This is a genomic window from Streptomyces sp. NPDC054770 (genome assembly GCF_053611985.1).
The window spans coordinates 1-18,394 of sequence record NZ_JBSHBL010000014.1; the positions used below are offsets into that span (position 1 = coordinate 1).

Annotated in this window: 15 protein-coding genes; 11 read left to right on the forward strand and 4 right to left on the reverse strand. The window is 73.1% G+C overall.

What is annotated here, in order from left to right:
- Positions 1-125: 125 nt before the first annotated feature.
- The gene (locus ACWGKQ_RS15105) at positions 126-887 is read right to left on the reverse strand and encodes a GntR family transcriptional regulator (protein WP_453292360.1); all 762 of its coding nucleotides are present in this window, start codon (positions 885-887) and stop codon (positions 126-128) included.
- A gap of 470 nt (positions 888-1,357) precedes the next feature.
- Here ACWGKQ_RS15105 and ACWGKQ_RS15110 point away from each other — a divergent pair, with 470 nt between their 5' ends.
- From ACWGKQ_RS15110 to ACWGKQ_RS15130, 5 genes are all read left to right on the forward strand, one after another.
- Positions 1,358-2,188: an alpha/beta fold hydrolase gene (locus tag ACWGKQ_RS15110; RefSeq protein WP_453292361.1), complete on the forward strand. Its 831-nt coding sequence runs from the start codon at positions 1,358-1,360 to the stop codon at positions 2,186-2,188.
- A 302-nt stretch (positions 2,189-2,490) separates the two neighbouring features.
- Positions 2,491-4,071: an alkaline phosphatase D family protein gene (locus ACWGKQ_RS15115; RefSeq protein WP_453292362.1), complete on the forward strand. Its 1,581-nt coding sequence runs from the start codon at positions 2,491-2,493 to the stop codon at positions 4,069-4,071.
- Positions 4,072-4,208: 137 nt separating this feature from the next.
- Positions 4,209-5,651: an SWIM zinc finger family protein gene (locus ACWGKQ_RS15120; protein ID WP_453292363.1), complete on the forward strand. Its 1,443-nt coding sequence runs from the start codon at positions 4,209-4,211 to the stop codon at positions 5,649-5,651.
- A complete protein-coding gene (locus ACWGKQ_RS15125) occupies positions 5,651-8,341 on the forward strand; it encodes a DUF7825 domain-containing protein (protein ID WP_453292364.1) in 2,691 nt (896 codons plus the stop codon). Before ACWGKQ_RS15120 ends, ACWGKQ_RS15125 begins: the two co-directional genes overlap by 1 nt.
- Before the next feature lie 180 nt (positions 8,342-8,521).
- Positions 8,522-9,916, forward strand: coding sequence for an N-acetyltransferase family protein (locus tag ACWGKQ_RS15130; RefSeq protein WP_453292496.1), 1,395 nt, complete (start codon positions 8,522-8,524; stop codon positions 9,914-9,916).
- A gap of 99 nt (positions 9,917-10,015) precedes the next feature.
- On the opposite strand, the gene ACWGKQ_RS15135 is transcribed toward ACWGKQ_RS15130, so the two are convergent.
- Positions 10,016-11,197, reverse strand: coding sequence for a trans-sulfuration enzyme family protein (locus ACWGKQ_RS15135; protein WP_453292365.1), 1,182 nt, complete (start codon positions 11,195-11,197; stop codon positions 10,016-10,018).
- Positions 11,198-11,256: 59 nt separating this feature from the next.
- On the opposite strand from ACWGKQ_RS15135, the gene ACWGKQ_RS15140 reads away from it, so the two are divergent.
- The 6 genes from ACWGKQ_RS15140 to ACWGKQ_RS15165 all read left to right on the forward strand — a co-directional run bounded on the left by ACWGKQ_RS15140 (position 11,257) and on the right by ACWGKQ_RS15165 (position 17,319).
- Complete coding sequence (locus ACWGKQ_RS15140) at positions 11,257-11,748, forward strand: Lrp/AsnC family transcriptional regulator (RefSeq protein WP_453292366.1); 492 nt, start codon at positions 11,257-11,259, stop codon at positions 11,746-11,748.
- A gap of 33 nt (positions 11,749-11,781) precedes the next feature.
- Entirely contained in the window at positions 11,782-13,470 is a 1,689-nt protein-coding gene (locus ACWGKQ_RS15145) for a DUF885 domain-containing protein (protein ID WP_453292367.1), read from the forward strand.
- Positions 13,471-13,614: 144 nt separating this feature from the next.
- Positions 13,615-14,304: a hypothetical protein gene (locus tag ACWGKQ_RS15150; RefSeq protein ID WP_453292368.1), complete on the forward strand. Its 690-nt coding sequence runs from the start codon at positions 13,615-13,617 to the stop codon at positions 14,302-14,304.
- Positions 14,305-14,446: 142 nt separating this feature from the next.
- Positions 14,447-14,674, forward strand: a complete 228-nt coding sequence (locus tag ACWGKQ_RS15155) for a ferredoxin (RefSeq protein ID WP_217551899.1) — start codon at positions 14,447-14,449, stop codon at positions 14,672-14,674.
- Complete coding sequence (locus ACWGKQ_RS15160) at positions 14,661-16,055, forward strand: NAD(P)/FAD-dependent oxidoreductase (protein ID WP_453292369.1); 1,395 nt, start codon at positions 14,661-14,663, stop codon at positions 16,053-16,055. The genes ACWGKQ_RS15155 and ACWGKQ_RS15160 overlap by 14 nt, the downstream gene beginning before the upstream one ends.
- A gap of 34 nt (positions 16,056-16,089) precedes the next feature.
- Positions 16,090-17,319: a cytochrome P450 gene (locus tag ACWGKQ_RS15165; protein ID WP_453292370.1), complete on the forward strand. Its 1,230-nt coding sequence runs from the start codon at positions 16,090-16,092 to the stop codon at positions 17,317-17,319.
- Positions 17,320-17,326: 7 nt separating this feature from the next.
- On the opposite strand, the gene ACWGKQ_RS15170 is transcribed toward ACWGKQ_RS15165, so the two are convergent.
- On the reverse strand, positions 17,327-17,842 hold the full coding sequence (locus ACWGKQ_RS15170; protein ID WP_453292371.1) for an immunity 21 family protein: 516 nt from the start codon (positions 17,840-17,842) through the stop codon (positions 17,327-17,329).
- A gap of 48 nt (positions 17,843-17,890) precedes the next feature.
- Complete coding sequence (locus ACWGKQ_RS15175) at positions 17,891-18,364, reverse strand: rhodanese-like domain-containing protein (RefSeq protein ID WP_453292372.1); 474 nt, start codon at positions 18,362-18,364, stop codon at positions 17,891-17,893.
- Positions 18,365-18,394 lie beyond the last annotated feature (30 nt).

Sequence of the window (18,394 nt, forward strand, 5' to 3'; positions counted from 1 at the left end):
AGCACCGCGAAGATCGCCGTTTCCCACACCCCGCAGATCGCTGCGGCGATACCGGGCACCAGCACGATCCGGTCACCCACGGAGACCCCGGGGCGCCGGCGCTGCCTGGTCGTCCGGCGCGGTGGCTAGGAGGCCTGCCGCTCGGGGCCGTGGTGGATCTCCACGCCGCCGGTGTCGCCGAAGGTCAGCCGGCAGGTGTCCGCGCGGTAGGTGGCGACGGAGAGCGCGGCGGTGCGGCCGTCGGCGAGGTAGCGGGTGGTGACGACCAGCACCGGCGCGCCGGGGAGACGGTCGAGTTCCTTGGCGTCGTCCGCGCGGGCCGAGCCGAGCTCCACGGCGCGCTCCTGGCCCTCCAGCTCCAGTCGCTGGAGCTCGCGCAGGACCGCACGCGCGCGGGGTGCTCCGGACGGCGCGTCGATCGCCGTCAGCTCCGGGACCGAGGCCGCCGGGATGTAGAGCAGCTCGGCGGCGACGGGCTGGCCGTGCGAGACGCGGGAGCGGCGCACGATGTGCACGGGCTCCTCCGCGCCGGTCTCCAGGGCGGCGGCGACGGCGGCGGGCGGAACCGCGAGGGCGCAGTCGGCGGACTGCCAGGCGTCCCCGGGGGCACCCGGCCAGGCGTGCTGCTCGGTGCCCACCGCCACGCCCACGCGCGGGGGCGCGACCGTCGTACCGACACCGCGGCGGCGCTGGAGGCGGCCTTCCAGTTCGAGCTGTTCGAGAGCCTGGCGGAGGGTGGCTCGGGCCACGCCGAAGCGGGCGGCGAGGTCGCGCTCGTTGGGCAGGATCTCGCCGACCGAGAACTCCGAGTCAAGTGCCTCACTGAGCACGGTCCTGAGATGCCAGTACTTCGGTTCCGGCACCGATTCCAGCTGCGTGGTCCCCACCCTGTCCTCCGCAATCGCCGTGGTCCGGCGGCTTTTCAGCGCCCTTGTTTATTAAAGGTTGTTGTACTTATCTGCGACCATAGGGCGGTACACACCCTTGGTCAAGACCAATCCTCGATCCCTTGGCCAACGGATAGAAAGCGGTGCCATAGACCGTTCACGAGGCGTTCGCGCGGGTGCGTTTTCGTGACATGGCGGCAAAGCTCCCGTGGCACCGCGAGAACCGCTCGGAGCTGGCCGGCCCGTCCGACACGTTCCCGCACGTCGGGGAGGAATCGCGGCGCAGCCCGCACCCCCGTCACAGAATGATCCGCGGATCGCCGGAGGCCGGCGGTGCGGGTGCCGAGCGACCCGGCGCGCGTCGACGGGGCGCGCCGGCGTACGACACACCCCACCGGGGACTACCCGCGAGTAGCAATTGCTGACAAGCTGTCTACGGCGTCCACCGAAGTCCCAGACGAGGAGCCTCCATGTCCGCCACCGTCTCCTTCAAAGCCCCGGCCGCGCTCGGCCGCGAGGATGTGACCGTCTCGTACGCGCGCGTGGGCCGCGGCGCACCGCTGGTCCTCATCCATGGCATAGGGCATCACCGGCAGGCCTGGGACCCCGTGGTGGACATCCTCGCGACCGAGCGGGACGTGATCGCCGTGGATCTGCCCGGTTTCGGCGCCTCCCCGGCCCTTCCCGACGGCCTCGCCTACGACCTGCCGACCACCAACGCCGTGCTCGCCGCCCTCTTCGAGGCCCTGGGGCTGGACCGGCCGCACGTGGCGGGCAACTCGCTCGGCGGGCTGCTGGCGCTGGAACTGGGCCGCGAGAAGCTCGTACGGTCCGTCACCGCCCTCTCCCCCGCCGGTTTCTGGTCACAGGCCGAGCGCCGCTACGCCTTCGGCGTCCTCATCGCCATGCGGCGGATCGCAGAGCGGCTGCCGCTCCCGCTGGTCGAACGGCTGTCCCGGTCGGCCGCCGGGCGTACGGCCCTGACCAGCACCATCTACGCCCGTCCGGCGCGCCGTTCACCCGAGGCCGTGGTCGCGGAGACACTGGCGCTCGCACAGGCCAGCGGATTCGCCGAGACCCTGCGGGCGGGCTCCGCCGTCCAGTTCACCGACGATGTCCCCGGCATCCCGGTCACCGTGGGCTGGGGCACCCGGGACATGCTGCTGGTGCGCCGCCAAGGGGTCCGGGCCAAGCAGATCATCCCCAAGGCCCGGCTGGTCCGGCTGCCCGGCTGCGGCCACTGCCCGATGAACGACGACCCGGCGCTGGTCGCCCGCGTCATCCTCGACGGCAGCCGCTGACGGACGGCCGAGGCGGGGCAGGGCGCCGGAGCCCAGGACGACCCCGGCGCCCACCAGGGCTCCGCCGACGGCCTGGGCGGGGCCGTAGGAGCCCGTTCCGACGACCGGGGCGGTGCACACGGCGGCACGGATCCGGAAGGGGGTGCGGCTCATGGCGGAAGGCCTCGGAGACCTCGGAGGCCTGGGCATGTGACGTTCCCTGGGCCGGTCAGTTGTTCACCTTCGGTTTCCGCGTGCGCTTTGGCGCACCAGTAGTTGTGGCTGTGCACAACTGGCCGGATCCCGTCCTGGAGGCCCCTTCCATGTCCCTTTCGTTTCCCGCCCGCCGCAGTGTGCTGCGCGGCTCGCTCGCCGCGTCGGCGGCCCTGACCCTGCCCACGGCGTTCGGTTCGGCGCCGGCGTTCGCACTGTCCGGGCGTCCCCGTGCGGACTGGGGCGTCCAGGCGGGCGACGTGACCGCCGACTCCGGCCTGGTGTGGGTCCGTTCGGACCGGCCGGCCCGGATGATCGTGGAGACCTCGGCCACCGAGTCGTTCCGGAACGCCCGCAGCTGGCACGGCCCGCTGCTCGGCGCGGACAGCGACTTCACCGGCACCACGCGGCTGCACGGGCTGCCGTCCGGCGAGCAGATCCACTACCGGGTGCGGCTCGCCGACCCCGACGACCCGCGCCGCACCGGCGAGCCCGTCACCGGCACCTTCCGTACGGCGTCCGCCCGCCGGCGTCAGGGCGTGAAGTTCCTGTGGTCCGGCGACCTGGCCGGACAGGGCTGGGGCATCAACGAGTCCATCGGCGGCTACCGCATCTTCGACGCGATGGCGAAGCTGGACCCGGACTTCTTCCTGTGCAGCGGTGACAACATCTACGCCGACGGCGTCATCTCGGCGACCCAGGCACTGCCCGACGGCAGCCTGTACCGCAACGTCACCTCCGAGGCGAAGTCCCATGTCGCGGTCACCCTTGACGACTTCCGCGGCAACTTCCGCTACAACCTGCTCGACCAGGCACTGCGCCGGTTCAACGCCCAGGTGCCGAACGTCATCCAGTGGGACGACCACGAGGTCCGCAACAACTGGTACCCGGGCGAGGTCATCGGCACCGGCACCCCTTACCCCGCCGGCACCAGGCTGGACGACATGGCGGTGCGCTCCCGGCGGGCGTTCTCCGAGTACTTCCCGATCTCCACGATCAGCGGCCGCCCGGACGGCCGGATCTACCGCGTCCACCACCACGGCCCGCTCCTCGACGTGTTCGTGCTGGACATGCGGACCTACCGCGACGCCAACTCGCCCGACGACCAGACCACCGACCCGCAGGGCATCCTGGGTGCCGAGCAGCTGGCCTGGCTCAAGCGCGAGCTGTCCCGGTCGCGTGCGGTGTGGAAGGTGATCGCCGCGGACATGCCGCTCGGGCTGGTCGTGCCCGACCCGGTCGAGGGCAAGGCGAACTTCGAGGCCGTCGCCCAGGGCGATCCGGGCGCGCCGCTCGGCCGTGAGCTGCAGATCGCGGAGCTGCTGCGGTACATCAAGCACCGGAAGATCACCGGCACGGTGTGGCTGACGGCCGACGTCCACCACACCTCGGCCCAGCACTACGACCCGTCGCGGGCCGCGTTCAAGGACTTCGCGCCGTTCTGGGAGTTCGTCTCCGGCCCGCTGAACGCCGGTGCCTTCCCGGCCAACGCGCTGGACGGTACGTTCGGTCCCGACCGGGTGTTCGTCAAGGCGCCGACCGCCTCGAACGTGTCACCCGCCGAGGGCTACCAGTTCTTCGGCGAGGTCGACATCGACGGTGACAGCGGCGAACTGACGGTGCGTCTGCGCGAGTACGACGGCACCGTGCTGTTCACCCAGACCCTCCAGCCGGGCCGGGTCGGCCAGTAACTCCCGTACCCTCGTCACAGGGCCGTGCACCGGCGTCATCCCCCGGTGTGCGGCCCTGCCGCATTCCCCGAATTCGCCTGCCGGGAGCGTTTTCGCAGGTCGGACGGATTGTCAGTGGTCGCCTCTACGGTTTTCCCATGACGCGATCTTCACAGGCCGTGGCCTATCGCCAACCCTCCGTGCTGCGCTCCGCCGCGGACGGACGCCACCTGGGTCTCGAGACCTCACGGGGTGCGACGCCCACCGGGGTCGAGGACCATCCGCGGTTCTTCGCGGGCTTCCTGACCTCGCCTCAGGTGGCCGCGGCCGGGCTGCTCGCGGTGGCCGACGTGGCGGCCGCGCGGTACTACCAGCCGCAGCTGCGCGCCTCGCTGGACCCGGTGGTGACGGGCAACGGCGACCGGCTGCGCTTCGAGTCCTTCTCCGGCTGCGGCGGGGTGTACGCCCGGCTGGACGTCCTCGGCCCGGGGCTGGACGGCGGCGAGGTGGGCCACGGCACCACGAACGTGGACGTCAACAACCCGCTGCGGGAGGCGCTTTCCCGGATCGGCTCGGACGATCCGCTCCATCTGCGGGTCGGCCCCGAGGAGTTGGCGGTCACCACGCTGGACGGCCCGGTGGTGGAGAAGAAGGTCCCGCTCCCGGACCGCTGGCTGCGCGGCTTCGCGGAGGCGCAGGTCATAGCGGCCGGGTTCGATCTGCGGGCCGAGCTGCCGGCGGACGAGGCGGTGCGGTTCCTGCGCTCGCTCCCCCGCGCCGGCACCGCGCGCCGGGGCGTGGCCGGGCCCCGCTGGGTGATACCGGTGGGCCGGGGGCTGCGGCCGACGACCCGCCCGGTGCCGGGGGCGGTGTGCCTGCCGGGACCGGAGCGGCTGGCCGCGCTGCAACGGGTGCTGCGCCATGCGACGGCCCTGCGCGTCTACGGCCCGCAGGGCGCCCTCGCCGCCTCCGGTACGGCCGCGGCCTGGGAGGTCGTGCTGCCCGGCATGCGGCTCACGCTGACCCTGTCGCCGGATGCCGCCCGGGGGTTCTCGGGTGAGGGCGGCGTGCTGGACGCGCTCGCCACCGACGAGGCCGCCGAGGACGCGGAGCTGATCGCGGTCCTGCTGGCCTGGGAGCCCCGCGTCGACGTCGCCGACCTGGCCGCCTCCTCCGGGCTCGCCCCGGAGCGGGTCCGCGCGGCCCTGGTCCGCCTCGGTACCTCGGGGCGCGTCGGCTACGACACGGCGGAAGCCGCCTACTTCCACCGCGAACTGCCGTACGACGCGGGGCGCGTGGAGCGGCACAACCCCCGGCTGCGCTCGGCCCGGGCGCTGGTTGCCGCGGGCGCGGTGGCCCTGGACGGCGAACTGGGCACGGTGACGGCGGAGGACGGTCATGTGCACCGGGTGCGGGACGCGGCGGGGGTGCTGAGCTGCAGTTGCCTGTGGTGGGCGAAGTACCGGGGCGGGCGCGGTCCGTGCAAGCACGCGCTGGCCGTGCGGATGGTGCGGCGGGGGGCCGCGGTGGAGCGCGACGGGGAGCGGAACGGGGCTCGCGAGATGGGACAGGACATGGCGGAGATCGGCGGGGGTGCGTGATGAGTGCGGTGCTGGAGGCGGTGCGGGCGGGGCGCGTCGGGGAGACGGCCCTCCTGGTGAAGAAGTTGACGGATGCCGAGCGACGCGCACTGCTCCCCGAGTTGCAGGCCCTGCGCAAGGAGCTGCGGGCCGCGCCGTGGGAGAACCGGTCCGAGCGCAGCTGTCCGGCGCTCCAGGTGGCCGGGGCCATGTGCCACTCGGGGGCCGCGGCGGCCGCGACCTGGATCGCCGGGGCCGACATGCGCTGGCGGCAGGCGCCGACGGACCTGCTGCTGAAGGTGCTGGCGGACCGGGACACCGGCTGGCAGGCCGACGTGGCCCGTCGGCTGGCCGCGCGGCCGGTCTCCGCGGACGTGCCGTTCCCGCTGATGGCGGGGCTGGTGCGGCGCTCGGGATGCGAGGTGCCGGTGACGGACGCCTATGTGGTCGGCTGGGTCCGCCACATCGGCCACAGCTGGGGGCGCGTGTCCCTCGTCGACCGGCTGCGTGCCGAGCCGGACCTCGCACCGCTGGTGAACGGCCTGTTCGAGCTCTCCGATCTCGGTGAGGTCCGCTGGCTGTTCGGCGACGGCCCGGGTTCCTGGCAGAGCGCCCTCGCGGAGCTGACCGGCGCGGGCGTGCTGGAGCGCAAGGCCGTGGTCGACGCCTGTGTGGCCCGCCTGCTGCGCGGCGGCGGCCCGACCGACCACCGGATCTTCCTGCCGCTGCTGGGTCTGCTCGCCCTCACCCGGGACGAGGTGCGCGAGCGCGTCGCCGACTGGACGGCCCTGGCGCGGGACGCCGCGTCCCCGGTCGCCACCCACGCCCAGTCGGTTCTCGGCACCCTCGCGCTCGACGGCGACCTCACCCCGCGACAGCTCGCGGAGGCCTCCGAAGGGCTGCTGTTCCGCACCGAGAAGAAGCTGGTGCGCGCCCAGCTGGTGCTGCTCGGCAAGGTGCTCGCCCGCGACGCGTCCGCGGCGGCGGAGCTGCTGCCGACCGTGGCCCGGGCGTTCGGGCACGAGGACACCCAGTTGCAGGAGCGGGCGCTGAAGCTGGTCGAGCGGCATGCGAAGCGGCTCGACGGCGAGCCCGCGGTCCGGTCCGGCATCGCCGTCGCGGCCGAGCAGTTGAGCCCGGTCCTGCGGGTCCGGGCAGCCGCGGCGCTGGGTATCGCGCCCGCGGCGGCGGCCGAGGCGTACCAGGAGGTGCTGCCGCCGGCCCCGGAGCCGTTCCGCCTCGCGGCCGCGCCCGATACGGCCGTGGAGCTCGCCGAGGAGGTGTCGGCCCTGCTGGCGTCCGAAGGGGCCGGGGACGTGGCCGCGTTCGAGCGGGCGCTGGACGGTCTGGCCCGGCACGCCCACCGCGGCCAGGACGCGCTGCGGGAGGCGCTCGAACCGGTGGCGGCCACCCGCTGGTGGTGGCAGCCCGAGTCGCACCGCCGACAGCACGCCGAGGAGCACTTCGGTCACACCCGGCGCGGCCTCCTCACCACCGACGGCGGTCTCGAACTGATCCTGGCCACGCTGTACGGGGCCGTGCGCACGGACACCCTGCTCGCCGGGCTGCGCGGCGGTCCGGCCGACCACGAGTGCGCGCGCCACGGGTTCTCCCGGATCCACGACGTCCGGCTGCGTGAACTGGCCTACCGGATACGCACGGACCCACAGCCGCTGCTCCTGGCCACACCGTCGTGGAGCACCGGGCTCCTGGAGCCGGCCGAGCTCGTCGACCGGCTCGACACCTACCGTCGCCTGGGCGCCCGGGTGGGCGAGGTCGACTTCGCCCAGGCCCTGTTGCGGGTCCGGCGCGAGGACCGTACGGCGGCCCTGGCCGCCGCCGGGCGCGCGAGCGAACTCGGCACGCCGGAGGGCGAGCGGCTCGCCCGCCGGCTGTCCGCCGGCGAGCCCGCCCTGCCCGGCTGCGACCGCCGGACATCGGGGCCGCGCATCCTGATCGAGTCCGGCGAGGTCATGGAACTCCAGACGGACTTCCCCGACGCGTTCCGGCGGCTCGGCCGGCCGTTCACGGTGTCCGACGCGGTCCGGTACTGCTACCACTGGGGCCAGGAGAACCACCAGCACTGGCTGGCCGCACTCCCGGAGCTGCGCGAACTCGTCGCCGTACGGCTGGTGCACGATCTCTCCGAGGCCGCCCTGGACGACGCGCGGGGCGTGGCCGCCGTCCTTCCGCTGCTCGCCGAGTCCGGCGGGGTCGCGGGCGAGAGCACGCACCTGTGCGTGGCGTACGGGCTGGGCGCCCGGCATCCGGAGGACCGGCTGGCCGCGGTGGACGCGCTGCTGGTGCTGGCCGCGCGCGGGCAGCTGGACGCGGAGCGGCTGGGTGCCGACCTCGGCCGGCTGGTCCGGCGCGGTGCGGTGAAGCCGCTGCGGCTGGCGGAGTCGGCCCGGACGGCGGCGGCCACGGGGGCCGACGCCACGATATGGGAGATGCTCCGGCACACCCTGCCCGTGCTGCTCGCCGACCTCGCGACCGGGGGGACCGCGGGTGCCTCGGGTGCCCCCGGTGCCTCGGGGACGGCCCGTGGGCTCGGGGAGCTGCTCTCGGTCGCCGCCGACTGCGCAGAGCGGTCCGGCGCCGGAGGTGAACTGCCCCATCTCTCCGGGGCCGCGGACCGGCGCGGCTCGGCCCGGCTGGTGGTCCAGGCCCGTCGGCTGCGGGACGCGCTGGCCATGGCGGCGGCCGCCTGAGAGGGGCAGGAACCGGTCATTTCACAGGCATCGGCAACTGTTGAAAACGACACAAAAAGAACGTAAGCATGCTTTACCCATCGGTCACAGAGCGTTCGTGATCACGCAACACCGTTGCTTCACAGTGGCTGCATGAATCGAGACATGTCTGATGTGACACGAGCACGGAACGGACGCCCCGTGCACCACTGGCGCCGGGACGTCGTCGAACTCGCCGCCCTGTTCACGGCCGTCGCGGTGGCGGACGCGGTGGCCAATCTGATCGGGCACGGGCCCGACGGTCCGGCACTGCTGATGATCTCGGCGCTGGTGCTGGCGGCGACGGCGGGCTTCCATGTCTGGTGGGCGAGGCGCCCAGGTCATGCACCGCCGGTGACGGATACCGATACCGGCGCCCGGCCTGCCGTCACCGAGACACGGCAGGCCGGGCCCGGCGCGGACACCTCGGGGACCGGGGACCGGGCGAGCACGCTGTGGCGGCTGCGGACGACGGTGCGGGACGAGCCCGGTTCGCTGGCGGCGCTGTGCGCGGCGCTCGCCGGGTACCGGGTGGACATCCTGAGCCTGCAGACGCATCCGCTGGCCGACGGCACGGTGGACGAGTTCCTGCTGCGGGCCCCGGGCGAGCTGGTCGCCGGCGAGATCACGCGGGCGGTCGCGAAGGCCGGGGGCACGGACACCTGGATCGAGCGGGCCGACGCCCACGACCTGGTGGACGCCCCGACCCGGGTCCTGGGCCTGGCCACCCGAACCGCACTCGACGCGGCGGAACTTCCGCTGGCCCTCCGGCAGTTGTTGGGGAGGTGCACGATCCGCTCGCTCCCCGCCCACCCGGTCGGCGGGGCCCGGAGCCCCGAGACGGTTCCCGTCGAAGGGGCTCTGGAGGACACCGTGATGCGGTTGCGTGCGCCGGAGGGGGGAGTGATCACCGTGGAACGGCCGTATCTCCCGTTCACGCCGACCGAGTTCGCGCGGGCGCGGGCGCTGGTGGAACTGGACGCCCGGCTCGGGCCGCGCATCCCGCGCAGCCAGGACGTGATCGCGTTGTCCGCGGGCGAGGCGATCACCGTGCGCCGGGCCGACACCGGTGACATCGAGGCGGCGAAGGCGATGCACGAGCGCTGCTCGACGCGGACGCTGGGGCTGCGCTACCACGGGCCGGTCGGGGACGCCGACCGGTACCTGAACCACCTGCTCAGCCCGCGCTTCGGGCGGACGCTGGCCGTGCAGACCGCGTCGGGCCGGATCGTCGGCCTCGGGCATCTGCTGTGGGACGGGGACGAGACGGAGGTGGCGCTGCTCGTGGAGGACGCCTGGCAGCGGCGCGGCGTCGGCGGCGAGTTGCTGACCCGGCTGGTGGGGATGGCCGTCGAGGCGGGCTGCGAGAGCGTGTACGCGGTGACGCAGGCGTCCAACACGGGGATGGTGGCGGCGATGCGGGGGCTGGGGTTGCCGTTGGACTATCAGATCGAGGAGGGGACGTTGGTCATCACGGCGCGGCTTGCGGCGGAGCCGGGGGGCGCCGTGAGTGCCGTGGGGTGGCTTTCCGGTGCGGGGGAGAGTGGGATGGCCTAAGCGCCGTAGGGGCTGCGGACTGCGCGGCGGCTGCGGGTTCGGGGTGGCTGCTCTCGCAGTTCCCCGCGCCCCTGACGGGGCGCTACACCTGACGGGGCGCTACAGCACCCCCAGTGCCCGGTCCAGGTCGGACCAGAGGTCGTCGATGTCCTCCAGGCCCACCGACAGGCGCAGCAGCCGGTCGCTCACCCCGGCGCCGTGGCGGTCGTCCTCGGCCACCACGCGGTGGCTGATGGACGCCGGGTGCTGGATGAGGGTGTCGACGCTGCCGAGGCTGACGGCGGGGGTGATCAGGCGTACCCGGGAGATGACCTCGTGCGGGTCGTCGTAGACCTCGAAGGCGATCATCGCGCCGCCCAGCCGCGGGTAGTGGACGCGGGCGACGCGCGGGTCGGCGGTGAGGCGGTGGGCCAGTTCGGCGGCGGTGGCGGAGGCGGCGCGGACCCGGACCGGGAGTGTGGAGAGGCCGCGCAGCAGCAGGTAGCCGGCCAGTGGGTGCAGGACGCCGCCGGTCGCGAAGCGTATCTTCCTGAGCTGTCCGGCGAACTCCTCGTCGCAGGCCACCACCCCGGCCAGCACGTCGCCGTGGCCGCCGAGGTACTTGGTGGCGCTGTGCAGCACCAGCCGGGCGCCGAGTTCGGCGGGGCGTTGCAGGACGGGGGTGGCGAAGGTGTTGTCGGCGAGCAGCGGCACCGTGCCGCAGGCGTGGGCGACGGCGCGCAGGTCGATTTCGGCGAGGGTCGGGTTGGCCGGGGACTCGACCAGCACAAGGCCGGTGTCGGGGCGCAGCGCGTCGGTGATGCCGGCCGGGTCGGTCCAGGTGACCTCGGTGCCGAGGAGACCGGCGGTGAGGAGGTGGTCGCTGCTCCCGTACAGGGGCCGTACGGCCACGACATGGCGCAGGCCGGTCGACGCGCGGGCGAGGAGGACGGCGGACAGGGCGGCCATGCCGCTGGCGAAGGCGACCGCGGACCCGGTGCCTTCGAGGCGGGCCAGGGCGGTCTCGAAGCGGGCGACCGTCGGGTTGCCGAGGCGTCCGTAGACCGGCGGTCCCGCGGGTTCCGCGCCGTCGGCGGCGAAGGCGTCGATCCGGGCGGCCTCGGCGCGGCTGTCGTACGACGGGTAGGTGGTGGACAGGTCGATCGGCGGGGCGTGCAGGCCCTGGCGGGCGAGGTCGTCGCGGCCGGCGTGCACGGCCTCGGTGGCCAGGGCGCGCGGTGCGCGGGAGGCGTGGCCGCGGACGGGCACCGCGGGGTCGTCGTAGGTGTTCGCTGAGTCCATGGCCGTAGGGTGAACATCCGACGGAACAGACGGGGTGAACGCCGTGCTACGTTCGGCCCATGACCGATTCTGTCGTACTGGATCCGGTCGATCTGCATCTGCTGCGGCTGCTTCAGAACGACGCCCGGACCACCTACCGCGATCTCGCCGCCCAGGTAGGCGTGGCGCCGTCGACCTGTCTGGACCGGGTGACCCGGCTGCGCCGCTCCGGGGTGATCCTCGGGCACCGTCTGGAGCTCGATCCGGCCAAGCTCGGGCGCGGTCTGGAGGCGCTGCTTTCGGTGCAGGTCAGGCCGCACCGGCGGGAGTTGGTGGGACCGTTCGTGGAGCGGATCCGGGCGCTGCCGGAGTCGCGGACGGTGTTCCATCTGACCGGTCCCGACGACTACCTGGTGCATGTGGCCGTGGCGGACATGGCGGACCTGCAACGGCTGGTCCTGGACGAGTTCACGGCCCGCCGCGAGGTCGCCCGGGTGGAGACCCGGCTGATCTTCCAGCAGTGGGAGTGCGGGCCGCTGCTTCCGCCGGTGTCGTCGGCCCAATCCCCGTGACGCGCGGTGGTCCGCCGTACGAGGATGGACCGCATGTCACAGACCAACAGCCCGCTGCCCCGTCAGGTCGCCGACACCTACGTCGACGAGCTCATCGCCCTCGATCCGATCACCGGTACCTTCCTCGGCGACAAGGAGAGTTCGAGCCGCCTGCCCGACACCTCGCCGGCCGGCGCGGAGACGCTCGCCCGGCTGGAGCGCGACACCCTCGCCAAGCTCGACGAGGCCGAGCGGCAGCCCGGCGCCGACAGTGACATCGAGCGTCGCTGCGCGCGTCTGCTGCGGGAGCGGCTCAACGCCTCCCTCGCCGTGCACGAGGCCGACGAGAGCCTGCGTTCCGTCAGCAACCTGAGCTCGATCGCGCACGCGGTGCGCCAGGTGTTCACGGTGACGCCGACCGCCACCGAGGAGGACTGGACGGCGGTCGCCGAACGGCTGCGCGCGGTGCCGGCCGCGCTGGAGGGCTACCGGCAGTCCCTCGAACTCGGCCTGGACCGCAAGCTGTACGCCGGTCCGCGCGCCACCGCGACCTTCGTCGGACAGCTGGGCGAGTGGGCCGACACAGGCGACGGCAAGGGCTGGTTCGAGCAGTTCGCGGCGTCCGGGCCCGAGGCGCTGCGCGCCGAGCTGGACGAGGCGTCCCGCTCCGCCACCGGGGCCGTGCTGGCGCTGCGCGACTGGATGCGGGACGTGTACGCGCCCGCGATCGAGGGCGCGCCGGACGTGGTGGGCCGGGAGCGCTACGCCCGCTGGGTGCGCTACTTCAACGGCACCGACCTCGATCTCGACGAGGCGTACGCGTACGGCTGGTCCGAGTACCACCGGCTGCTCGGCGAGATGAGGGCCGAGGCCGAGAAGATCCTGCCCGGTGCGGCCACGCCGTGGGTGGCGCTGGCGCACCTGGACGAGCAGGGCACCCACATCGAGGGTGTCGACGAGGTGCGGACCTGGCTCCAGTCGGTGATGGACGAGGCCATCGAGAAGCTCGACGGCACCCACTTCGACCTGGCCGAGCGGGTGCGCCGGGTGGAGTCCCGGATCGCTCCGCCCGGCAGCGCGGCGGCGCCGTACTACACGCCGCCGTCGGACGATTTCTCGCGCCCGGGCATCACCTGGCTGCCGACCATGGGCCAGACCCGGTTCCCGGTCTACGACCTCGTCTCGACCTGGTACCACGAGGGCGTGCCCGGCCACCACCTGCAGCTGGCGCAGTGGAAGCACATCGCCGAGAACCTCTCCCGCTACCAGGCCAGCGTGGGCATGGTCAGCGCCAACGCCGAGGGCTGGGCGCTGTACGCGGAGCGGCTGATGGACGAGCTGGGCTTCCTCACCGACCCGGAGCGCCGCCTCGGCTACCTGGACGCGCAGATGATGCGGGCCGCGCGGGTCATCATCGACATCGGCATGCACCTGGAGCTGACGATCCCGGACGACTCCCCCTTCCACCCCGGGGAGCGCTGGACGCCCGCGCTGGCGCAGGAGTTCTTCGGCGCGCACAGCAGCCGGCCCGCGGACTTCGTGGAGAGCGAGCTGACCCGCTACCTGTCCATGCCGGGACAGGCCATCGGCTACAAGCTGGGCGAGCGGGCCTGGCTGCTGGGCCGGGAGAAGGCCCGCGAGCGGCAGGGCGCCGGCTTCGACCTCAAGTCCTGGCACATGGCGGCCCTGTCCCAGGGCTCGCTGGGCCTGGACGACCTGGTGGACGAGTTGTCGCAGCTCTGACGGTACGGTCCGGTCCTGCCGCCCGTCGGGCGGCAGGACCGGGTTGACGCCGGTCTGCCGTTCGGGGGTGTTCCGGTGGCGGGGGCCGGTGGCAGGAGGCTTGCTGGTGCCCGGGGGCCACCGGACACAGGAAGCGAGCCGCGCATGCCGACCTCCACGCCCCCAGGGCAGCCGTTGCAGACCCCGCGCGCGGCCGGCGTGGCCGGGATCGTCTTCGCGCTGCTGCTCGCCGCCGCCATGGTGCTGATCCGGCTGGGCATCCCGGAGGGCGCCGACGCGGTCACCACCCGGCAGGCGGATCCCACCCAGCGCAGCGCCGTCCGCGCGGCTCTCCTGCTGGTGCCGTTCGCCGGCATCTTCTTCCTGTGGTTCGTCGGCGCCGTCCGCTCGCATGTCGGCGACGCCGAGGACCGGTTCATGGCCACCGTGTTCCTCGGCAGCGGCCTGGTCTTCACGGCCACGATGTTCGGCGCCGCCGCGGCGGCCGCGGCCGTGCTCGACACCGCTCATCCGGCGGGCACCTCACCGTCCCGGCCCACCTGGGACTTCGGCCAGCACCTGGCATACACGCTGATGACCGGGTACGCGATGCGGATGGCGGCCGTCTTCGTCTGTTCCGCGTCGGTGATCGGGCACCGGCTGGGCATCCTGCCGCGCTGGCTCACGCTGCTGGGCTTCCTGACCACCCTGGTCCTGCTGTTCGTGTCGGGCGCGGTGCCCTGGGCCGAATTGGCGTTCCCGGCCTGGTCGCTGCTGCTCAGTGCGTACATCGTCATGGAGAGCTTCCGCCGCTCCGCCGCGGCCCCGGTGGCACCGGCGACCCCGGCGGCCTGACGGCTCACCCGATCGGCGGGCCCGGCGCGCGGCGGCGGGGCAGGGCTCCCATGCTGGCGTGCGGGGAGTTCTCCGCCGTCCGAGACTGGACTGACGGACCGCGGTACGCACCGGACCTGGCCACCGGAAGGGCGGAGCCATGATGCGTCTTGTCGTCGACCTCAACAGATGTCAGGGATACGCGCAGTGCGCGTTCCTCGCGCCGGACGTCTTCGCCATGCACGGCGAGGAGTCGCTCGTCTACAACCCGCAGGCCGAGCAGGAGCAGCGGGAGCGGGTGGCGCGCGCCGTGGCCGCCTGCCCGGTGCAGGCGATCACCGCCGACGGCCTGGACGGATTCGCGGGAGGGACTTCTGATGCCGCCCACTGACTATCTCGACTGGCTGCGGCGCGAGGGCCGGATCGTGATCGTGGGTGCCTCGCTGGCCGGGCTGCGGGGTGCCGAGACGCTGCGCGCCGAGGGGTTCGCCGGCGAACTCACCATGATCGGTGACGAGCCGTACGAGCCCTACGACCGGCCGCCGCTGTCCAAGGCGGTGCTGCTCGGCAGGGCGGCCCCGCACCACACCGCGCTGCCGCACCGCCGGGAGGTCGACGCGAAGTGGCGGCTGGGCGTCGCGGCGGCGGGTCTCGACGTCGAGGCCAGGCGGGTCAGGCTGGCCGACGGCGACGAGGTCGAGTACGACCGGCTGCTGATCGCGACCGGAGTGCGGGCCCGGCCCTGGCCCAAGGAGGACGAGGCCCGTCTGGAGGGCGTGTTCACGCTGCGCACCCGGGACGACGCGGCCGCGCTGCTGCGGCGGCTGAAGGCCGGACCGCGCCGGGTGTTCGTGATCGGCGCCGGGTTCACCGGGTCGGAGATCGCCTCGGCCTGCCGGGAGCAGGGGATCGCGGTCACCGTGGCGGAGCGCGCGGGCGCGCCGCTGGTGGGCGCCCTCGGCGGGGTGATCGGCGCGGTCGCGGCCGACATGCAACGGGAGAACGGGGTGGACCTGCGCACCGGGGTCATGGTCACCGCGCTGGAGGGCGACCCGGCCGGACGGGTGCGGGCGGTCCATCTGTCCGACGAGTCCGTCGTCGAGGCGGACGTGGTGATCGTGTCGCTCGGCGCGACCCGCAACACCGAATGGCTGACCGACTCCGGTCTCGGCGCGGGCCCGCGGGGCATCGCCTGCGACGCGGGCTGCCGTGCCTTCGACTTCCGGGGCATCGTCACCGACGACATCTTCGTCGCCGGCGATGTCGCCCGGTCCCCGCACGCGCTGTTCGGCTACCAGTTCCTGTCCCTGGAGCACTGGGGCAACGCGGTCGCCCAGGCCGAGACCGCCGCGCACAACATGATCAGCCCGAGCGCCGAGCGGAAGCCGCACCTGTGGGTGCCGGCGTTCTGGTCGTCGCAGTTCGGGGTGAACATCAAGTCGGTCGGGGTGCCCCCGATGGGCGACCAGATCATGATCACGCAGGGTTCGCTGGCCGAACGCCGGTTCGTCGGGGTGTACGGCCACAAGGGCCGCACGATCGCCGCGGTGAGCTTCGACAACACGCGGTGGCTGGAGTTCTACCAGCGGCAGATCGAGAAGGGCGGACCGTTCCCGGTGGAGTTCCCGACCGTGGACCGCCGTCCCGAGGGACGGGTGCCGGTCGACTCCGACTTCCCGGACCCGGCCCTGCCGACGCACGGCCCCATGGTGACCCTGAGCGGCTACTCGCCGACCGACCAGCAGCTGGTCTTCCACCCCGCCCGCCACTGACCGCGCCCCGGCCCCGACGCTCCAAGGAACTGTCATGACGCAGACCTCGATGTTGCGCCAGATCACCGACTTCGCGAACCGCGCCAACCCGTACCCGCTGTACGAGGAACTCCGCAAGACGCCGGTGCTGCACGAGGAGGAGGACGGCCCCTACATCATCAGCACCTACCACGACATCGAAGCGCTGCTCCACGATCCGCGGATCAGCTCCGACGCCGCCAACCTGGCCGCCCCCGGTGCGGACGAGCTGTCCGGGCCGGAGGCGACGGGGCTGCCGCCGAGCTTCATCCGGCTCGACCCGCCGGAGCACGACCGGCTGCGCCGGATCGCCAACAGCTCCTTCGGGCCGCCGCACCAGCCGCACCGGATCGACAACATGCGGGGCGAGCTGGAGGAGATCGTCACCGGGCTGATCGACGGCCTCGGGGACGCACGGGAGTTCGACCTGGTCGACCAGGTCGCGTACCCCTTCCCGGTCACCGTGATCTGCCGGCTGCTGGGCGTGCCGCGCGAGGACGAGCCCCGCTTCCGGGCCTGGGTCGACCCGATCGTCGCCGGTCTCGACCCCGACAGCCGCACGTCCGCCGAGTCGGAGAAGGCCGCGCAGGAGGCCCGGCTCCAGCTCGGCATGTACCTGAACGGGCTGGTGGAGCAGCGCCACAAGGAAGCCCGCGACGACATGCTGTCGGACCTGGTGCACAGTCACGGTCCGGACGGCGCCATGACGACCATGGAGGTGCTCAGCACCTCGGTGCTGCTGCTCATCGCCGGCCACGAGACGACGGTCAACCTGATCACCAACGGCATGCTGACGCTGCTGCGGTACCCGCAGTACCTGGAGCGGCTGCGCGACGACCCGGGGCTGTCGGTGCGGATCGTGGAGGAGTTGCTGCGCTACGAGCCGCCGGTGCAGTTGCTGCCGCAGCGCACCTGCATCGCCGACCTGGAGGTGCACGGGGTCACCATCCCCAAGGGTTCGCGCATCTGGTTCGTGCTGGGCGCGGGCAACCGGGACCCGCACCGGTTCACGGATCCCGACCGCTTCGACCCGGACCGCCAGGACATCCAGCACCTCGGCTTCGGCAGCGGCATCCACAGCTGCTTCGGTGCCCCGCTGGCCCGCCTGGAGGCCCAGATCGCGCTGTCCCAGCTGGCCCGCCGGCTCGACAACCCCCGGCTGGTGGAGGACCCGCCGCCGTACCGGCCGAACGCGGTGCTGCGCGGTCCGCGGCACCTGAACATCGCGCTCGACGGCATCAAGTGACGGTTCGTCAGGACGGGAGCCGACGCAACTGCACCAGACCCAGCCAGGTTTCCGGGCCGGGTCTGGTGTAGGCGGCGCGCACCGCGTAGGCGCCGGGTTCCAGCGGGACCCGCAGGCGGTCGCCGCCCTCGGCCTCGCCGCCCGGCCAGGCGGAGTCGAACAGGACGACGGGGCCCGGGACATGCCAGCGGATCTCGTTCTCCCAGACGGCGCCGTCGAGGGCGGCGGGCACCTGTGCCAGGAGTTCCTCCTCCGAGTTGGCGGCCGACCAGCGTACGAAGGTGCCGTGGTCCGGGAGGAAGGACGTCGAGGCGGGTTCGTCGCCGAGGACCAGGGCCGTGCTGTCCCCGACCGGAAGCAGTCCGACGTAGCCGTCGACCTCACAGGCCCGGTCGTAGTCGGTGGCCAGGTCCTCGCTGTCGGCGCCGGCCCAGAACGGCAGGACCGTCTCCGGGACCACCACCAGCGGGCCGCCGCCCGACTCCACCCACTCCACCGCGCCTGGATCCGCATAACGAGTCATGGGGGTGAACCTACACGGACAGCGACGGCACAGGTTCGCCTCCGGAAATCAGCAACCGCAGTCGCCCGCGACGGGTGCCGTCAGCGGGTCCGCGGCGCGCCGTTCCCGCCCCTGCCAAGTCTCGAACTCGAAGCCCTCACGCACCCAGTACTCGAATCCGCCGAGCATCTCCTTGACCCGGTAGCCGAGTTCGGCCAGCGCGAGGGCGGCGCGGGTCGCGCCGTTGCAGCCGGGACCCCAGCAGTACGTCACCACGGGCACGGCCTTGTCGAGGAGTTGGGCCGCCTGCTCGGGGACGAGCGCGGTCGGCAGGTGGATCGCCCCGGGGATGTGGCCCTGGTCCCAGGACTCCGTCGAGCGGGAGTCCAGGACGACGAAGCCGGGGTCACCGCCGGCGGCCAGCGCGGCGGCCACGTCGGAGACGTCGGCATGGAAGACGAGGCTCGCCCGGAAGTGGGCGGCGGCCTCGGCGGGCGCGGCGGGCGCGACGCGCAGGACGGGGTTGACGGTGGCAACGGTCATGTGAGGCCCTTTCGGCTGCCGCCGGTGCGG